At 66.3% G+C, this 18,381-nt stretch carries 16 protein-coding genes; 9 read left to right on the top strand and 7 right to left on the bottom strand.

The genetic code is table 11. From position 1 onward, the window contains the following. Positions 1 to 33: 33 nt before the first annotated feature. From G9E11_RS19950 to G9E11_RS19940, 3 genes are all read left to right on the top strand, one after another. Complete coding sequence (locus tag G9E11_RS19950) at positions 34 to 393, top strand: non-heme iron oxygenase ferredoxin subunit (protein WP_190609058.1); 360 nt, start codon at positions 34 to 36, stop codon at positions 391 to 393. Positions 394 to 490: 97 nt separating this feature from the next. Then, positions 491 to 1,279 carry a Fe-S cluster assembly ATPase SufC gene (gene sufC, locus G9E11_RS19945; RefSeq protein ID WP_190609057.1) on the top strand — a complete coding sequence of 263 codons (789 nt, stop codon included), beginning with the start codon at positions 491 to 493 and terminating at the stop codon, positions 1,277 to 1,279. A 12-nt stretch (positions 1,280 to 1,291) separates the two neighbouring features. Continuing rightward, positions 1,292 to 1,624: a metal-sulfur cluster assembly factor gene (locus G9E11_RS19940; protein ID WP_102973549.1), complete on the top strand. Its 333-nt coding sequence runs from the start codon at positions 1,292 to 1,294 to the stop codon at positions 1,622 to 1,624. A gap of 185 nt (positions 1,625 to 1,809) precedes the next feature. Here G9E11_RS19940 and ypfJ read toward each other — a convergent pair whose 3' ends face one another. Then, positions 1,810 to 2,706 (bottom strand): KPN_02809 family neutral zinc metallopeptidase, encoded by an 897-nt coding sequence (gene ypfJ / locus G9E11_RS19935; RefSeq protein ID WP_190609056.1) that lies wholly within the window; start codon positions 2,704 to 2,706, stop codon positions 1,810 to 1,812. Between the two features lie 60 nt (positions 2,707 to 2,766). Between ypfJ and G9E11_RS19930 the strand changes: the two genes are divergently transcribed. Then, positions 2,767 to 4,188, top strand: coding sequence for a class I adenylate-forming enzyme family protein (locus G9E11_RS19930; RefSeq protein WP_190609054.1), 1,422 nt, complete (start codon positions 2,767 to 2,769; stop codon positions 4,186 to 4,188). Then, positions 4,160 to 5,401, top strand: a complete 1,242-nt coding sequence (locus G9E11_RS19925) for a thiolase family protein (protein WP_311764429.1) — start codon at positions 4,160 to 4,162, stop codon at positions 5,399 to 5,401. The genes G9E11_RS19930 and G9E11_RS19925 overlap by 29 nt, the downstream gene beginning before the upstream one ends. Positions 5,402 to 5,657: 256 nt before the next feature. Here G9E11_RS19925 and G9E11_RS19920 read toward each other — a convergent pair whose 3' ends face one another. From G9E11_RS19920 to G9E11_RS19910, 3 genes are all read right to left on the bottom strand, one after another. Further along, a complete protein-coding gene (locus G9E11_RS19920) occupies positions 5,658 to 6,008 on the bottom strand; it encodes a hypothetical protein (protein ID WP_190609052.1) in 351 nt (116 codons plus the stop codon). Then, the gene (locus G9E11_RS19915; protein WP_190609051.1) at positions 5,957 to 6,295 is read right to left on the bottom strand and encodes a methyltransferase domain-containing protein; all 339 of its coding nucleotides are present in this window, start codon (positions 6,293 to 6,295) and stop codon (positions 5,957 to 5,959) included. The genes G9E11_RS19920 and G9E11_RS19915 overlap by 52 nt, the downstream gene beginning before the upstream one ends. A 309-nt stretch (positions 6,296 to 6,604) precedes the next feature. Continuing rightward, complete coding sequence (locus G9E11_RS19910) at positions 6,605 to 7,228, bottom strand: hypothetical protein (RefSeq protein WP_190609048.1); 624 nt, start codon at positions 7,226 to 7,228, stop codon at positions 6,605 to 6,607. A 76-nt stretch (positions 7,229 to 7,304) separates the two neighbouring features. Between G9E11_RS19910 and G9E11_RS19905 the strand changes: the two genes are divergently transcribed. Together G9E11_RS19905 and G9E11_RS19900 are read left to right on the top strand one after the other, a co-directional pair. Next, positions 7,305 to 8,249, top strand: a complete 945-nt coding sequence (locus G9E11_RS19905) for an alpha/beta fold hydrolase (RefSeq protein ID WP_190609046.1) — start codon at positions 7,305 to 7,307, stop codon at positions 8,247 to 8,249. Between the two features lie 86 nt (positions 8,250 to 8,335). Then, positions 8,336 to 8,641, top strand: coding sequence for a hypothetical protein (locus G9E11_RS19900; protein ID WP_190609044.1), 306 nt, complete (start codon positions 8,336 to 8,338; stop codon positions 8,639 to 8,641). Positions 8,642 to 8,682: 41 nt separating this feature from the next. Here G9E11_RS19900 and G9E11_RS19895 read toward each other — a convergent pair whose 3' ends face one another. Then, the gene (locus tag G9E11_RS19895; protein ID WP_190609041.1) at positions 8,683 to 9,513 is read right to left on the bottom strand and encodes an oxidoreductase; all 831 of its coding nucleotides are present in this window, start codon (positions 9,511 to 9,513) and stop codon (positions 8,683 to 8,685) included. Positions 9,514 to 9,702: 189 nt separating this feature from the next. After that, complete coding sequence (locus tag G9E11_RS19890; RefSeq protein WP_190609039.1) at positions 9,703 to 10,953, bottom strand: Nramp family divalent metal transporter; 1,251 nt, start codon at positions 10,951 to 10,953, stop codon at positions 9,703 to 9,705. 595 nt (positions 10,954 to 11,548) lie between these two features. On the opposite strand from G9E11_RS19890, the gene G9E11_RS21425 reads away from it, so the two are divergent. Beyond that, on the top strand, positions 11,549 to 17,383 hold the full coding sequence (locus G9E11_RS21425) for a peroxidase family protein (RefSeq protein ID WP_284691198.1): 5,835 nt from the start codon (positions 11,549 to 11,551) through the stop codon (positions 17,381 to 17,383). A gap of 112 nt (positions 17,384 to 17,495) precedes the next feature. Further along, positions 17,496 to 17,975 carry a hypothetical protein gene (locus G9E11_RS19880; RefSeq protein WP_194718363.1) on the top strand — a complete coding sequence of 160 codons (480 nt, stop codon included), beginning with the start codon at positions 17,496 to 17,498 and terminating at the stop codon, positions 17,973 to 17,975. Positions 17,976 to 18,032: 57 nt separating this feature from the next. On the opposite strand, the gene G9E11_RS21420 is transcribed toward G9E11_RS19880, so the two are convergent. Next, a complete protein-coding gene (locus G9E11_RS21420) occupies positions 18,033 to 18,164 on the bottom strand; it encodes a hypothetical protein (RefSeq protein WP_284691197.1) in 132 nt (43 codons plus the stop codon). Positions 18,165 to 18,381 lie beyond the last annotated feature (217 nt).

Genomic DNA, 18,381 nt, shown 5'->3' with positions numbered 1-18,381 from the left:
CACCAGCCGGAAAACGACAGCACAGGACAACGGATGACTGAACAGCCAAAGGGCGAACTCGTCTGCAACGCAAACGAGATCCAGCCCAAGCAGGCCCTGCGGATCCTGATCGACGACTACCCGGTCGCGATCGTCAAGGACTCCATGGGGGAAATCCACGCAATCGGGGACACGTGCTCGCATGCCGACATCTCGCTCTCCGAGGGCGAGGTGGAAGGCTGCGCCATCGAGTGCTGGGGCCACGGCTCCCAGTTCGACCTGCGCTCCGGCGAACCCCTGCAGCTGCCGGCCTACGACCCCGTTCCGGTGTTCGCGGTGGAGATCCACGGAGACGGCGTCTACGTGGACACCACCAACGTCCTGAACGGCGCCGAAACGCCGAACTTCAGCTGATCCGCAGCCCAGCCGCGCCTGTACCAGAACTTAACAACTTCCAGACCAAAGACCGCACCGCCGACAGAACGGCACGGTGCAGAGGAGAACAAGACACATGTCTACTCTTGAGATCAAGGACCTGCACGTCAGCATCGACACCGAGCAGGGCACCAAGGAGATCCTGAAGGGCGTCAGCCTGACCATCCGCACCGGTGAGACCCACGCCATCATGGGCCCCAACGGCTCCGGCAAGTCCACCCTGGCCTCCACCATCGCCGGCCACCCCCGGTACAACGTCACCGGCGGCACCATCACGCTGGACGGCGAAGACGTGCTGGCCATGAGCGTTGACGAGCGCGCCCGCGCCGGCGTCTTCCTCGCCATGCAGTACCCGGTTGAGGTTCCCGGGGTCACCATGACCAACTTCCTGCGGACCGCCAAGACCGCCATTGACGGCGAGGCACCCAAGCTGCGCACCTGGACCAAGGACGTCAAGGACGCAATGCAGCAGCTGCGCATCGACGCCGACTTCGCCCAGCGCAACGTCAACGAAGGCTTCTCCGGCGGTGAGAAGAAGCGCGTGGAGATCCTGCAGCTGGAACTCTTCAAGCCGAAGTTCGCCGTGCTCGACGAGACCGACTCCGGCCTGGACGTGGACGCCCTCAAAGTCGTCTCCGAAGGCGTCAACCGTGCGCACGCCACCGGCAACATGGGCACGCTGCTCATCACGCACTACACCCGCATTCTGCGCTACATCAAGCCTGACTTCGTCCACGTCTTCGTGAACGGCCAGGTTGTGGAAGAGGGCGGCCCGGAACTCGCCGACCGCCTGGAAGAAGAAGGCTACGACCGCTACGTCGCAGGTACCGGTTCAGCCACGGCTGCCGCCGCAGCCCAGGCCTAGTAAGGACACGCCATGACCGAAATCGACGCAGCCCGCACCGGGCTGGAGGATGTCGAAGAGGCACTCAAGGACGTCATCGACCCTGAGCTCGGGGTTAACATCGTGGACTTGGGCCTGCTGTACGGCCTCAAGTACTCGGAGGACGACGGCGCCCTGCTGATCGACATGACCCTCACCACCGCGGCCTGCCCGCTGACCGACGTGCTCGAGGAGCAGGTTGGCAAGGCGCTTGACGGCGTAGTGGATGACTGGCGCCTGAACTGGGTATGGATGCCGCCATGGGGTCCGGAGCGGATCACCGACGACGGCAAGGACCAGATGCGGGCCCTCGGCTTCAACATCTAAATCCCACAAAGCACGACGACGGCCGGTCACCTTCTTCACGAAGGTGACCGGCCGTCGTCGTACCCATCGACTGCTCCATGAGTGCCCTTGTGACCGTTCAAAACGGCTGGGCCCACGCCGGCAGGGTTCCCTGGCCGAGCTTGCGAGGCGAGGGGGCCGGTGGGGAGGAGCAGTCGATAAAAAAACTAGAGTGTTGCGGCGCTGAACGTGTCGCACTGGTTGATGTCGCCGGTCTTGTAACCCTGGTAGAACCACTTCTGCCGCTGGGCGCTGGACCCGTGCGTCCAGCCCTCAGGCGAGACGCGTCCCGTGGCGGCTTTCTGGATCCTGTCGTCGCCGACGGCGGAGGCGGCCGACAGCGCGTCGTTCAGGTCCTGCTGCTTCAGCGGCTCCAGGAACGGCTTGCCGGTCTTCGGTTGCTTCTGCGTGGTGGCGTACCGGGTCCAGAGCCCTGCGTAGCAGTCAGCCTGCAGCTCCACCCGGACGGCGCCGGACTCCGCGCCCTGCGGGTCCTGCTGCGCCTTGTCCAGGTCGCCCAGGATGTTCTGGATGTGGTGGCCGACCTCATGGGCCACCACGTATTCCTGGGCCAGCGGGCCGCCCGATGAGCCAAAGCGGGTCACGAGGTCCTGGAAGAACCCGGGATCGAAGTAGGCAGTGGTGTCCGCCGGGCAGTAGAACGGGCCCACCTCGGACGTGGCCGTGCCGCAGCCGGTGCGCGTGGCGCCCTCGAACAGCACGGCCTTCGGCCGCGGGTACTTTACGTTGTAGTCGGCGAGGTATGCCGGCCAGAACGTGTTGAGGCTGTTCACGGTACCGGCAATGCGGCAGTCGAGGTCCTTGTCTGCGTCGGAACCCAGCTTGCACTGGGTGAGGGCTGTTCCCGTGCTCTGGGCGGGCTGTTCCTGGCCGGTGCCCAGGAGCCCCCCGAGCAGCTGCGGATTGATGCCGAAGAGGGCAGCAAGGAGGAGGACGACGCCGCCCCCGATGCCTCCGCCGATTTTCGTGCCGCGGCCAACTCCACCGCCGCGCCGGTCTTCCACCTGGGATGGGTCCAGCTCGACCCCGTCATTGAAGCTCATGTTGTCACAATAGTCGTCACCGCAGAGCAGTGGCGGGTCCGGGCCGGTAAAGTTGGTCCGATGCCTTTTCTCAACAACCTTCAGCGTTGGGCCGATGAACGCCCCGACGACACCGCCGTCGTCATGGCCGGAAAACGGCTCAGCTGGGCCGAACTGCGCGACGGTGCGCAGGCCACCGCGGCCTCCAGCACCGCGCCCGTCACGGTCCTCGCCCAGCCAAATTCCACCGAGTTCGCCATTGATTTCGCCGCTGCCGTCGCCGGAAACCGCGAGTGCGCGGTCCTGGACGCCACCTGGCCCGACGCGCTGCAAAACGAGATTGTCCAGCGGCTGGGCAGCGGGGTTAACGGCGGCGGCGTCGACCCCATGCCGGGGAGCGCAGGCACCGGGCTGGCGGACGGGGATCCGGCGTCCTCGTTCCTTATCGGCCTAACCTCCGGCACCACGTCCGTGCCCAAGGCATTCACCCGCTCGCGCCGCTCCTGGCAGCAGTCCTTCGAGGCCTCGATGGAGTTCTTCGGGCTCAGCCAGCAGGACAAAACGCTGGCGCCGGGCCCGCTGGCCGCCAGCCTCAACCTGTATGCCCTGGCCGAGTGCCTCTACGCCGGGTCAGAGTTCCACACCCTCGAATCTTTCGACGTCGGCGATGTCCACGCCGCCATCACCCATGACGGCATCACCCGGCTGGTGCTGGTGCCCACCATGCTGCGGCTCCTTAGCGAACGCGGACTGCTGGGCTGTGTGGACGCCTCGGGTGTCCAGACCATCATCTGTGCGGGCTCGAAGCTGGATGCACGCACGCTGGAGGCGGCCCGCCGGTGGGCCCCGCACGCCACCATCTTCGAGTACTACGGTGCGTCGGAGCTGAGTTTCGTCTCCGGCGCCGGCCTGGCCGCCGGGGAGCCGTTCGCCGCCGGAAGTACCGCGATCGGCCGGCCGTTCCCGGGCGTCGAGGTGCGGATCCTGGACGACTCAGGAAAGCAGCTCCCCGACGGAACCGCCGGCAACATCAGCGTCCAAAGCGGCATGGTCAGCAACGGCTACCTCTGGGGCGACGACGGCCAGGCACTTCGCTGCTTCGACGGCTGGTTCACGGTGGGGGACCAGGGGTACCTGTCGGACGGAGTGCTGCACATCCTCGGCCGCCGCGCCGACATGATCATTACGGCAGGAAAGAACGTCTATCCGCATGAGGTGGAGCTGGCCCTTTCCTCCGTCCCGGGCGTGGCATCAGCGATTGCTGCTGGCATGGACGATGACCTCCGCGGCCAGCGCGTGGTGGCCGGCATCGTTCCCTCGCACGGCGGCGTCACTGCCACCCAGCTCAAGACCGGCCTCGAGGACGTTCTAGCCAAGGACAAGCGGCCGCTGCAGTACTACGCCCTGGATGAGCTTCCGGTGACGGACCGCGGAAAGGTCAGCCGCCGCCTGCTGCTCGACTGGATCGCCGCACGTGACAGCCGGGTCCGGCACCTTGTCTAACGGGGCGCCGAGCGGGGGGCTCGAGCTGCCCGACGACCGGCAGCCGGTAATCATCGCCGCGCTGCGCACACCCGTCTGCCGGGCCAACGGTGCGCTGAAGCACCTGCGCTCCCACGAGCTCCTGGCCCCGGTCCTCACGGCGCTGCTCGCCGAAACGGGGGTGGACGCGGGCGACGTGGCGGACGTCGTCATCGGCAACGCCGTGGGTGCGGGCGGCAACGTCGCGCGGCTTGCGGCCCTCGAAGCCGGCCTGCCCGTCAGCGTCCCCGGCCTCACCGTCGACCGTCAGTGCGGCTCCGGCCTCGACGCCATCGTCCTCGCATCGCGGCTAGTCGCGGCAGGCGGCGGCACCTACCTTGCGGGCGGCGTCGAAAGCATCAGTACCGCGCCGCTGCGCGCACACCGGAACGACGACGGCGAACCCGCCTTCTTCAGCCGCGCCCAGTTTGCCCCGCACGGCCACGGGGATCCGGACATGGGAGTCGCGGCCGAGAACGTGGCCCGGGAGTACGGCGTCAGCCGCGCCCGGCAGGACGAGTTTGCGCTGCACAGCCACCGCAGGGCGGTGGCTGCCCAGGCCGGCGGCGCGTTTGCCCGGGAGACTGTCCCGCTGCCTGGTGCGTCAGGTACCGCGCAGGAAGCCAAAACTGTCACGGCCGACGACGGTCCCCGCCCCAAGCTCAGCGAAGCCCTGATGGCGCGGTTCCCTGCGGCGTTCGTGGAATCCGGCACTGTCACCGCCGGAAATTCATGCTTCGACGCGGACGGTGCAGCCGCCGTCGTCATCACCTCGCTTGCCAGGGCGCGCAAACTGGTCGTTGCCGACGCCCTGGCCGTGCTCGGCACGGAGACCGCCGGGGTGGAGCCGACGCTGCTGGGCATCGGTGCCGCGGCCGCCGCCTCACGCCTGCTGGCGGCGAAGTCCGTTGATGCCACGGACGTGGACCTCGTGGAGTTCAACGAGGCCTTCGCCTCGCAGACCCTCGCCTGCCTGGACCACCTCGGAATCGACTCCGTTCGGGCCAACGCCGACGGCGGGGCGCTGGCTTTGGGCCACGCCTACGGGGCGTCCGGGGCCGTGCTGGTCACGCGGCTGCTGGCTCAGGCCCGGCACGCGCCGGCTGAGCCTGCCCAGGAAAAGCTAGCCCTGGCCATGATCAGCATCGCCGGCGGCATGGGTACGGCGGCGCTGTTCCGCCACATCCGGCTGTAATCCAGGAACAGGCGGCCGAGTGCCAGCCGAGTCCGGAAAACCTAGCCGGCTTCGATGAACTCCTTGAGGTTCTGAAGTCGGGCGACCTCGGACTCCATGGTCTTCGTCACCAGGGAGTCCAGCACCCTCATGAGGACGGGCAGCTTGACGTCAAGACTGAAATGGACGAGGTACTGTCGCCGCTCTCCGTCAGTGCGTACTTGGCGACCGGGCGCGCCGGACGGGCAACCACCTTAACGCCCAACAGACGGCCAGGCTAGGCATCCGTGATCTTGTAGTCGCCCTGCAGCGGCCGTCCCTTTGGCCCGGTCAGCGCCTGGCTGTAGACGGCGCCCGATTCACCGGAGGTACAGTCTTTGAGCGCGATGCTTTGCACTCCGGAGCGCCATTGTGGATTGTTGAGTCCGTCAGCCAGGAACGCGTGCACCACCGACGCGTGCGGGAATGGCTCACCGGCGGGACCATCGAAGAATCCGAGAAGAACGCTGCCTCCCGGCTTCACGCAACGGGCAAACTCGCCAAGAATGAGAGGCAGTTCCGCCGGTTCGAAATGGATCAGCGAATACCACGCGAGGATGCCAGCCAGATGTCCGTCCGGAACTCCCAACGCCCGGAGCGTCGCCACTCGAAACCGTGTCGCCGGAAACCGCCGTCGCGCCTCTGCAATGAAGAAGGAACCAGATCGATGCCCTCAACGTCCACACCATGGTCCGCGAGAAGGGCCGTCCAGTGCCCCGGACCGCAGCCTGCATCGATGGCTGAGCCGCGGAGGGAGTTGGCCCAGCCGGCAATAAGCCGCTGATCCTGCTCATGGGCTGCGTCAGTCGACCCGAACAGCGCCGTGTAGTCCGCCGCCCGGGTGGCGTACGCGTGCTGAACCAAGATGTCCGTCATCGTGCGAGCCTACCGGCGCCGGTCACAGACTGTCAGCCGGTCGCTTTCGCGGTTTCCGCATGGCTCCTTGGCCTGTCGCCAAAAACGTCGCCACACCCAGGACGAAGGAGGTGGCGATGGCTGCTGGCAACGGGATGTTGCCGTTCACCCAGAGGGCGCCGAATAGCGATATGGCCGCCACCAATAGCCCTGCGAATGCAGCAAATACCTTGGTCTTATTCCTCGTCCCCATGCCAAAGAGCTTACCGAGGGATCCGGAAGGGGCTAAGGCGTCCCGGCCGCGCGGCAAGGCGGGCGGTGTGCGGCGACCTAAAAGGATGCGGTAATGACGACTGCCAGAACTGCAAGAACCCCGACGGCGATCACAGGTTTGTTCCACGTTGACGAGACTCCATCCTGGCCGCGGGTGATTGCGCCGGCGCGGGCACGATGCCAGGCGTCCACGACGGCGTCCCGTCCGGTTTTCACTTCAGGCTGGCTGATCCGCTCGTTGCCCGGGAGGATGCTGTAGGGACGGCTCTTCAAATCGCACAGATGCTGGAACCCTGCTCCAAGCGCGGTAGGCGGCGTGGGGGCGCCCCAGCTGGCATACTTCCTGCCCGCCGCCCAGATGACCGTGGTGAAGCGAACCTCGATGTCCTCCACCGCCCCGAACGGTATCCGGTGATCGCGCCAACCGTTGATGACTTCGAACCCGCAGCCGTCAACCCGCAGGCATGGCCGCCACTGGGCAACGTAGACGAACCAGGACAGCAGGATCAGCCAGGGCGCTGCGTCTCCCGCGGCTGTGGTGGCGCCGCCCACCAATAACCACGAGAACGTGCCGGCGGCGAGTAGCCACACGGCGGCGGCGACGGCGCGGGCCGACGGAGCACGGTGCGTTACGGTCCGGCCGTCCTCCGCCTTGGCAACGCTATAACCGTCAAGCCTCATCGGTTTCCCCCAATTCCCAAACTGACGCTTGCCCCGACCCTACCCTTGCCGGAGCCCGTCTCGTAGGGTTTGCTGCATGACTGGGGCGAGTGCTGGCTGGGTCAAGGTCGATGGAGCGGAAATCTATTGGGAGACGTCGGGGAATCCCGCGGGGATTCCCGTGCTGTACCTCCACGGCGGCCCCGGCGCTGCTCCCGGCGAGGGTTACCGGACCCGCCACGACGCTTCAAGATTCTGGACCGTCGGGTTGCATCAGCGCGGCTGCGGCAGAAGCTCGCCGACAGTTCAGGATGACCTTTGCGCCCTGTCGGCCAACACCACCCAGGCCCTGATCGTGGACATTGAAGCCGTGCGCAAACGTCTCGGTATAGGGAAGTGGATTGTCACAGGGGCGTCGTGGGGCAGCACGCTCGCCCTGGCATATGCCCTTGAGCACCGGGACCGTGTGCACGGGCTCGCCCTGATGGCGGTAACCTCGTCGAGCCCTGACGAGGTTCAGTGGATCACAGAGGGCGTCGGGCGGATCTTCCCGGAAGCTTGGGAGGAGTTCTCGAGGAACGCCAAATGTCGGCCCGGGGAGCGGGTGGTGGACGCGTATGCCCGCCGCCTCGCGGGCCAGGATCGGGACGACGCCGCCGCGGCAGCCTTGGCGTGGGACCGTTGGGAGTCTACGCATATCTCGCTGGATCCGCTGTGGCAGCCCGGCGCGATGTTCGACGACCACCGCAAGCGCATGACCTTCGCCATTCTCGTCACCCACTACTGGTCCCATGACGGCTTCCTCACCGGCGGGCAGGCCATTATGGAGAGGGTCCACCAACTCAACGGAATTCCCGGCTACCTCATTCATGGCCGGAGAGACGTTAGCGGGCCCGTCATCACGCCCTGGAAAGTTCATCAGCGCTGGGAGGACAGCCGTCTCATCGTCATCGAGAACGAAGGGCATGGAGGCCCTGAATCCCTGGCCGCGCTGGTCGAGGGCGTTGAAGAAATTGCAGCCGGCCTGTCCCGAACGGACTGAAGGTGCACAACAGGAACGGGCATTGTGATCTAGGCTTACTCCACATCTCGCGTCCGCCGGTCGCGAGCTAGAGAGAGGCAGAGCCTATGCAGCCCGACCTTGGCCAGCGTGCCGCGAACGAGCACGCGGACGTCGCACGGTCCCTTCTCTCCGCCGCAGAGCAAGCACTCTCAGGCGCCGATGTCGACGCCGAACTGCAGACCAGGCTGGCCCAGGCCCATGCCACCCTTGCCCTCGCGCTCGAAACGCGCGCCGCGGCATATGACACCCGGACTGCCGCGTACGTCGCATATCTGGCGACGCTGAAATCGGATCCCCGCGCGGACAACAAGCAGCACGCCGCCGTCGTCGCGAAGCTCGTCCGCGACCGCCTCGGCTTCGAATCCGACTAGCCGGCCGGCCGCCCAGACGGGTCGTCAGCTCGTGCCGGATCCTATTCGCCGATGCCCGTGCTGAGGCTCAGCTCGCGCCACTGGTCCAGTTCCGCGCGCTGCGCATCGGCGACGGCGGCAAACGCACCATAGGCGTCCTGGCCGAGGACCAGCAGCGACGGCGGGTTCGGGCTTTCGACGACGGCGATGATCGCCTCCGCTGCCTTGCCGGGGTCTCCGGGCTGGGTCCCGTGGACGGTGTCGTTCTCCTTGCGGCGTTTGCCGGCCGTTTCCGCATAGTCCGGAATCGCCGCCGCCGACTGCGTGAGTGAGCGGCCGGCGAAGTCGGTGCGGAACGCGCCGGGTTCGATGGCCGTGACACTGATGCCGAGCGGCTGGAGTTCCTTATGCAGCGAACCCGACAGGCCCTCCAGCGCCGCCTTGGTGGCGGAGTAGTAGCCGGAGCCGGCCGGCGAGATGCGCGCGCCGATGGAGGAGATGTTCAGGATCGCCCCCGACCGCTTTGCGCGCATGTCCGGCAGGACTGCTTTGATCATGTCGACGGCGCCGAAAAGGTTCGTGTCGAACAGCTGGCGGATGTCGGCGTCGTCCGCTTCTTCCACGGCGGCACGGTAGCCGTAGCCGGCGTTATTAACGAGGACATCGATGCCGCCGAACCGGGCCTGCGCCTGCTGCACGGCCGAGCCGATCTGTTCCTTGTCGGTGACGTCGAGGGGGAGGGCCAGCGCGGTGCCGGGGAAATCGGCCGCGATGTCCTTCACCGCGTTGACGTTTCGTGCGGTGACGACGGCGTTGTGGCCGTGGGCGAGCACCGCCTGGGCGAGGGCCCTGCCGAGTCCGGTGGAGCAGCCTGTGATGAGCCATGTGGTCATTGGATTTGCCTTCCGTTGGTTATCCGGGTGGGTCACGTGTCCAGAAAACCGTACCCCCGGCAGGCGTGGGAGTGGCTGTTGATACAGGTAACGGCAGTGCCTCCCGCGGCGCGGCGGCGTCCCATAGTGTTGGGCGTCACATACTGTTGGGCCTTCGAACCGGTGGATCTGCCGGCCGGCGGCGGACCGTCAGGACGCACCCAGCGCGGTGAGGGCGATGAGCACGCAGTTCAGGCCAACGATGAGCGTGGCGCTGGTCCAGCCTGCGATTTTCAGTGGGGTGGAGTCGGTGTGGATGCCCATGACCTCGCGCTTGCCGGTGAGCCGGATCAGCGGAATCAGGGCGAACGGAATGCCGAAGCTGAGGAGCACCTGGCTCAGGACCAGGGCCAGCGTCGGTTCGATGCCGGCACCAAGAATCGCCAACGCCGGAATCAGCGTGATCACACGCCGGGTGAGCAAAGGTATGCGGACCTTCAGCAGGCCTCCCATGATGGTGGCGCCGGCGTAGCAGCCCACGGAGGTGGAGGCCAGGCCCGAGGCGAGCAGGCCGATGGCGAACACGACGCCGATTGCCGGGCCCAGTGCCGACGTCACCGCAGCGTGCGCGCCGGCGATGGTGTCCGTACCCTCCACACCGCGCAGGCTGGAGGCTGCCAGCAGCAGCATGGCGATATTGACCACGCCGGCCAGCAACAGGGCGCCGGCGACGTCGAACCGGGTGGCCTTAATGAGGCGGGTCCTCACGGCAGGGTTCTCCGAGAAGCCGTGCCGGTCCCGGGCAAGGGCGGAATGCAGGTAAATGGCGTGCGGCATCACCGTGGCGCCGAGCATGCTTGCGGCGAGCAGGATGGTGTCCGTTCCTTCGAAGCGCGGCACCAGGCCGGTCAGTGCACTCCCGGCATCCGGCGGATTGACGAACAGCCCGGACACGAACCCGACGGCGATCACACCGAGCAGGATCAGGATGGCCACTTCAAACGACTTCTGGCTCCGGTTCGACTGCAGCGACAGCAGCAGCATCGAGGCGAGTCCGATGATGATCCCGCCGGCCAAAAGCGGAAGCCCGAACAGCAGGTTCAGTGCGACGGCCCCGCCGATCACCTCGGCCATGTCGGTGGCTCCGGCCACGATCTCTGCCTGCGCCCAGTATGCCCGCCGGCGGCGGGTCCCCAGACGCTTGCCCAGAATCTCGGGAAGGCTCATGCCGGTGGCCAGGCCCAGCTTGGCAGACTGGTACTGCACCAGCACAGCCATGGCATTGGCCGCCACCAGCACCCACACCAGCAGGTAGCCGTAGCTCGCCCCCGCGGTCAGGTTCGCTGCCACGTTGCCCGGGTCGACATAGGCGATGGCCGCCACGAACGCCGGACCCAGCAGCAGCAGGCGCGACCAGACCCGGCCCGGCGCGGTGCGCTCTGAAAGGGTCGAAACAGCCATCATTCATCCTCGTCATTGGGGTACCGATAAAACGAGGATACCGAAATTTAGGTATACCGAAAAGTAGCGATTAGGCGAACGGGTGGACGTTGGTTCAGATCTGCAGGCATCCATCCCTTCGCCCTTAAGAGGAGAGTGCCCCGCACACCTCGGCGAGAGGCGGTGCGGGGCCTTCCTAGCGGCAGTTGCACGGAACGTTCGTGGCAACTGCGGACAAGCTACAAGAGCAATCCCTCGGGAAGGCTTGTTAACAGCTGGGAAATCCCTGAGAGTCACGGGATTCCGCAGCGGGACAGGCGCACCGCCCAGCGATCGGGCCCCGCAGGGCGTCCGAGCCTAGACAGTGCTACTTGCGGAAAGCCGCGGCCAGGTCGGCTGTCTGTAAGGGCTGCACCCCCTGATCTGGGGGACGGCGGGGCCGCTGCGCGGCTCCAACGGCCCAGTATTCACCGGGCGCAGCACCTGCCCCCAGGCCGAACGGCGTCTTTATCGGCAAAAACTGCCCAAGGTTTCCGCAGGGCAACGTCCGCAATCTTGCACCGTCCAATGCAACGTTCAACCAGAACGTGAAATCAACAATTTAGGCAGGTGCGTCATGAAAGCGTTCCACCCAATAAAAGCCATCGGAGGTGATCGGACGGCATCCCGTGGAGCGCCCCGGCGCCCGAAGGACCCTCATGGGAGCCGGCGGCGCCTGTTCGCCGCCCCCAACCGCGTCGTCGCGGCCGGCGTCGTCATGTCCCTGGTGGCGGCCATCGGCCAGTCAGCAACCATCGCGGCCCACGCGGTGACCGCACCTGTGGGCGAGGGCTTCACCGTTACGGCGTCAGACCTTGCCTTCATCCTCAAGCAGATCAAGATCGCCGAAGCGCACGTGGCCAACACGACGTCGGAAACCGGCCCCTGCGGTGCCCTCATCGGCACGGGCCCCAACCAGATCCCCGACGCCCTGACCTCGTACGGTCTCCGTACGGTCGACGGATCCTGCAACAACCTCCTGGCCGGGCGTGAAACCTACGGCGCCGCCGATCAGAAGTTCCCCCGCTACACCACGCCGGTCTTCAACGATGCAGACCCCGTGCCCGCCGGTTTCGGTCCCGCCGGCCCCACCTCTTACAAGCAGAAGAGCGGGAACGTTTTCGACAGCAAGCCGCGCGACATCAGCAACCTGATCGTGGACCAGACCTCCACCAACCCTGCAGCCGTGGCTGCCGCCGGCTTCCCGGTCCGCACCCAGGGCAACGTCGGCGTTCACCCCTGCACCACCGACCCGGATCCGCTGGCCACCCCGCCCGTCGATGGTGTTCCGGCCGGCTGCGTGCCGTCGCACAACACGCTCTTCATCCCGAACGTCACTACCGACGTCGGCCTTTCCCCACCCTACAACTCGATGTTCACGCTGTTCGGACAGTTCTTCGACCACGGCGTGGACCAGACCGTCAAGAGCGGCGGCAACGTGTTCGTGCCGCTTCGCGCTGACGACCCGCTGGTAGCCGGGCCGGACCACGTCTTCGGCAACGCCGACGACCTTCCCGCCAACCAGCGTTTCATGGTGCTGACCCGCGCCCAGAACCAGCCGGGCCCCGATGGTGTTCTGGGCGACAACCCCGCGACGCCCGCCGATGAAAGCGCCGACGACGTCCAGGAAGCCTCCAACACGGACTCCCCGTACGTGGACCAGTCCCAGACCTACACCTCGCATCCGTCCCACCAGGTGTTCGTGCGGGAGTACGTGAACAACACCGACGGCAAGCCGGTCGCTACGGGCAAGCTGCTCGGCGGCGCCGCAGGCACCAACGCCGCACACGGGATGGCCACCTGGAAGACCGTCAAGACCCAGGCAGAGACCCTCCTCGGTCTCCGTCTCACGGACAAGGACGTCCTTAACGTTCCGATGCTCGCCACGGACCCCTACGGCAAGTTCATTCCCGGGCCCGCCCGGGGACTACCGCAGTACGTGACCTCGACCGGCATGGTCGAGGGCGACACAACCAACCCCGTGCCGGTGCCGGCGAACGTCAAGTACTTTGATACCCCCTTCCTGACGGACATCGCGCACAATGCGGACCCGTCCCCGCAGGATACGGATCACAACCCGGCAACCCCTCCGGTTACACCGACACCCGACGTCGATGAGGTCGCCTCGGCAGATTTCGCCAGCCAGGCCCCCGGCACCTATGACGACGAAATGCTGAACGCGCACTTCATCGCCGGCGACGGCCGCGTCAACGAGAACATCGGCCTCACCACCATCCACCAGATCTTCCACTCCGAGCACGACCGGCTCGTGGAGGATTTCAAGAACACGCTGTCCAACGACACCTCGGTCACCGGCGTCGCGGCCCTGGCCGAATGGAAGCTGGCCGCCGGTGCTGACGGCTGGAACGGCGAACGCCTCTTCCAGGCCGCCCGTTTCGTCACCGAGATGGAGTACCAGCACCTCGTCTTCGAGGAGTTCGCCCGGAAGGTCCAGCCGGCGGTCCAGCCGTTCCACGTCTACCACACGGACGTCAACGGTGCGATCCACGCCGAGTTCGCGCATGCGGTGTACCGGTTCGGCCACTCGATGCTGACCGAGACCATCGCCCGCACCAACCCGGACGGAACGGACAACTCGATCCCGCTGCTGAACGGCTTCCTGAATCCGCCCTCGTATACCGACGACGGCCACGGAAACCAGCTCACCTCCGAGCAGGCCGCAGGCGCGGTTGTTATGGGCATGAGCGACCAGGCGGGCAACGAGCTCGATGAGTTTGTCACCGACACGCTCCGCAACAACCTGCTGGGCCTGCCGCTCGACCTCGCGACGATCAACATGACCCGTGCCCGCGAAGCCGGCGTCCCGCCGCTGAACGAGGTGCGCCGCCAGCTCCACGACTCCACCAGTGACGGGCAGCTTGCCCCGTACACCAGCTGGGCTGATTTCGGGCAGAACATCAAGCACCCCGAGTCGCTGATCAACTTCGTGGCCGCCTACGGCACGTACCCGAGCATTGCCAACGCCACCACCCTGGCGGACAAGCGGGCAGCTGCGAAGGCTATCGTTGATCCGGGCCCCGGTGCCACGCCTCCCACGGCGGACATGATCGACTTCATGAACGGCTCCGGCGCCTGGGCGGGCCAGGAGACCGGCCTGAACAAGGTTGACCTGTGGGTCGGCGGTCTGGCGGAGAAGACCAACCTCTTCGGCGGCCTCCTCGGCAGCACGTTCAACTACGTGTTCGAGAACCAGCTGACGGACCTTCAGAACGGCGACCGGCTGTACTACCTGGCCCGCACGCCCGGCATGAACCTGCGCACCCAGCTCGAGGGCAACAGCTTCTCCGAGATGATCATGCGCAACACCGACGGCGTGAACACGCTGAAGGCAGATGTGTTTGCGACGGCGGACTGCAAGTTCCAGCTGGGCAACCTCGCCGGCACGCCGGACGGGTTCACCGCGTCAGGTCCATCCGTGGCCGACGACACTACGACCACCGACTGCAACGAGAACGCTCTGCTCCTGCGCAAACCCGACGGCACCATCCAATACCAGGAGAAGAACACCGTCGATCCGTCCGGCATCAACGGCCAGTCCGTGTACAACGGCACCGACGGAGTGGATCGGGTCACCGGCGGCAACGACAACGACACGTTCTGGGGCAACGCTGGAAACGACGTCATTGCAGGCAACGGCGGTGACGACGTGGCACTCGGCGGCGACGGCAACGACAGGATCACTGACCTGGCCGGAGCCGATGTGCTCAAGGGCGGCCCCGGCAACGACTACGTCAATGCCGGGATCGGCGATGACATCACAATGGGCGGCGACGGCCAGGACTTCATGAATGGCGGCGCCAACGACAACGAGACGTTTGCCGGCCCTGGCAACGACTTCATTCGGGCCGGTGACGGCGCGGACGCGGTGTTCGGTGACGGCGGGGACGACTGGATCCAGGGCGGCTCCGGGCAGGACCTGCTCCAGGGCGACCACGGTGCCCCGTTCTTCGACGACCCGGCGCAGACCAAGCCGGGCAACGACATCATGGTTGGCCAGGTAGGTGAGAACGACTACGACGCTGAAGGCGGCGATGACCTCATGGCAGCCAACGCGGCCATCGACCGGTTCGCCGGCGCGGCCGGATTCGACTGGGCCATCCACCAGTACGACTCGGTGGGCGCCAACGATGACATGAAGATCAATCAGAACCTGGGCGGCCTGCCGCTCCAGATCGTGGTCAACCGCGACCGCTGGCAGGAGACGGAAGCCAACTCCGGATCCGCGTTCGACGATGTGATCAAGGGTGACGACCGGGCGCCCAGCACCGTGGGCGGAGCCGGCTTCAGCGGCTGCGACGTCCTTGATCAGGCCGGCATCGACCGGATCGCCGGACTGGGCGCGATCCTTCCCGCCCCGAGCACCCCGCTCGACCCGATCGCCGCTGCATCCGCCATGGGCGCCTGCCCCCTTGCGGGTCCGGTGTGGGGCGACGGGAACATCCTGCTCGGCGGCCTCGGCAGCGACAGGCTGGAGGGCCGCGGCGCCGACGATGTGATCGACGGTGACCGGTACGTCCAGGTGCGGATCAGCGTCCGCAACAACCCGAGCGATCCTGCCAGCGAAATCGGCAGCACGGACCTCATGGAGCACACCTACCGGGCGGACAGCACCCACACCCTGGAAGCCGACGTCGCCGCCGGCCTGATCGATCCAGGCAACCTGGTGGTAGTCCGGGAGGTCATCACTCCGACGGCCTCGCAGACCTCGGGCACCACCGACACTGCCGTTTTCTCCGGACCGGCGGCCAACTACACCGTGGCCACCACCGGCGGCGACGGTACGCTCGGCTCGCCCGGTTCCACCACCACCGTGACGGACAACGTCGGCACCGATGGAACGGACAACCTTCGGAACATCGAGGCCCTGGCATTCTCCGACACGACACTGCCGGGAGCTCCCGTCATCGGCGTCGCCACCGCCGGAAACGCCCGAGCCACTGTTACCTGGACCGCGCCGACCGTCGGCATCGCCAGCAGCTTCAACGTGAAGGTGCTTGATGTGACCACGAACCCTGCCGGCGTGCAGGTGGGCAACCTGCTCCCCGCCGCGGGAACCGACACCAGGCTTGTGGTGCCGGGCCTAACCAACGGCAACAAGTACGTGTTCCAGGTTTCGGCAACGAACGCCCAGGGCACGGGCCCGTTCTCGGTGGCATCCAACGTGGTGACCCCGGCGCAAACAGCCGAGCTGGCCGCCGCCGATGCTCCCACCGCGGTGACAGCAAGGGCGGGCGACGGAACGGCCACGCTGACCTGGACTGCCCCGGTCTCCGACGGCGGGTCGCCCATTACGGGCTTCCGTGTGCGGGCCTTCGACGGAGCCGCTGTGACAGTAACGCAGCAGGTCACCGGCAACGTGACAACCGCCGTCGTTACCGGCCTGACCAACGGGACGGCGTACACGTTCGATGTTGCCGCCGTCAACGCGGTGGGCACCGGGGCGGCCTCGGCCGCCTCGGCATCGGTTACCCCGGCGCCTGCGGCGGTGGCCCCGGCGGCGGCCGGCAACGTCAGGGCCGTGGCCGGCAATGCGCTGGTCACACTCAGCTGGGCCGTGCCGGCCTCTAACGGCGGGGCACAGATCACCGGCTATCAGGTCCGCACGTTCATCGGCACCGGAACCACCCCGGTACGGACGACCACCGTCGGCACCGGAACGGGTGCTGTGGTGGGCGGGCTGATCAACGCCACGGGTTACACGTTCGATGTCGCTGCGATCAACTCGGTAGGCGTAGGGGCGCGGTCGGCACACACGGCCATTACCACCCCGCGCTCCGAGTTCATCGCTCCGACCATCACCTCGCGCAACCCGGCACCGGGGGCCAAGTCGGTCAGCCAGGCCAACAACCTGACGGTGACGTTCAGCGAGTCGGTTACAAATATGAGCACACGAACCGTGGTGCTGCGGCTCGGAGCCGTCGTCGTCCCGGCCACGGTGACGTACAACAACGCAACCAGGATCGTCACGGTCAACCCGAGCGCGAACCTCCTGGCGGACCGCACGTACAGCCTGGCAGCCTCGTCGATCCGGGACACGGCGGGGAACACGATGGCACCAGCGTCATGGCAGTTCACCACAGGACCGGCACCCACGCTGGTTGCGGTCAGCCCGGCCAGCGGTGCACGGGGCGTAGCCCGGACGGCCAATGTGGCCGCCAGGTTCAGCGAACCCATCACCGGCGTCAACACAAGAACTGTTGCGCTGCGGCTGGGAACGACGGTCATTTCGGCGGCGGTAAGCTACAACAGCATCACCCGGACAGTGACCCTCAACCCGTCGCAAACGCTGGCGGCGAACCGTACGTACACCGTGTCGGTCTCGTCCATCCGTGACTTGGCGGGCAACCCGTTCCTCTCGCGGAGTTGGACTTTCGCCACCGGTACGCGGTGATCGGAAATAGCCACTGATTCACATTAACAAAGGATGCGGGGACCGCCTGTTGCAGGTGGTCCCCGTTCCGTTATGCCGTGTCTGTTGCACCCTCCGGGGCCATAATGGCGGTGTGGCTTCCTATCAGAAGTGCTGGAGATTTGCGGCTATTGCTTGGGCCGGCGCCATGGTGGTGGGCGCCGCTGCAGGCTGCGCTTCCTCCTCGGCCGGTGAACCGCCCTGCTTTCCGCCGCCATATTCGGTGGAGCCTTCAGAAGCCAGGCCGGGGGAGCCGGTGACCGTCGCGGCACCGGACGCCGATTGCAACCCCCGCTATGGTGCGAACGCCCGGATTCAGATCGGCGTTGCCGATTCCTTCGGGGCGAAGGTCGTCAGCACCACTTCCGCAATGAACGACGGCGGTGGCTTCTCTTACACTTTCGTTGTCCCCGCACGCACTGCTCCGGGCCATGCGACGGTCACGGCAGTGCCGTACAACGTTGACTGGTGCGACGACACCGGCAGAAACAACCGGGTGGCGGGCGCCGCCGTCGTTCAGCTGCAGCGGGCATCGTGTGTAATGCCGGTAAAGCCCCTGACCATAGGCCGATAGCGTTCCGCCACCCGTCCACCGCCGCCTGCGCTGCCTGATCATTCGATAATTATGGATTCACGGGCGTTTGCCGGCCGATACCTCGGAGGCTTTGCTTTTCGCCCTGATGAAGGACTGTTCGTCCGCCGACAGCTGGTGTTCGCCGTGCTGGTCCTGGGCGACGTGGCCGCCTGAGACCTGATGAACCACGTTTGCCACGGTCCGCGGAAGAACCACGCAACCGGGATTCTCAACGAGCCACTTCCTTGTTGGCTCATCAAGCTCATTCCACCACTGAACAATCGGCCTTTGGCCCATGATGTGCTCCTCGGATTTGAGACCCTACATTAATTGATGGCGGCCGCCCGATTTAGGCCTCACGGCGCCGCAGAACGTGCAGAAATCACCAAACGCGCACAGCCTACGT

It is taken from the genome of Arthrobacter ipis (assembly GCF_014694315.1).
GTDB lineage: Bacteria > Actinomycetota > Actinomycetes > Actinomycetales > Micrococcaceae > Arthrobacter > Arthrobacter ipis.
Note: the sequence above shows the minus strand (reverse complement) of the source record. Positions and strands in the feature narration are given on the sequence as shown.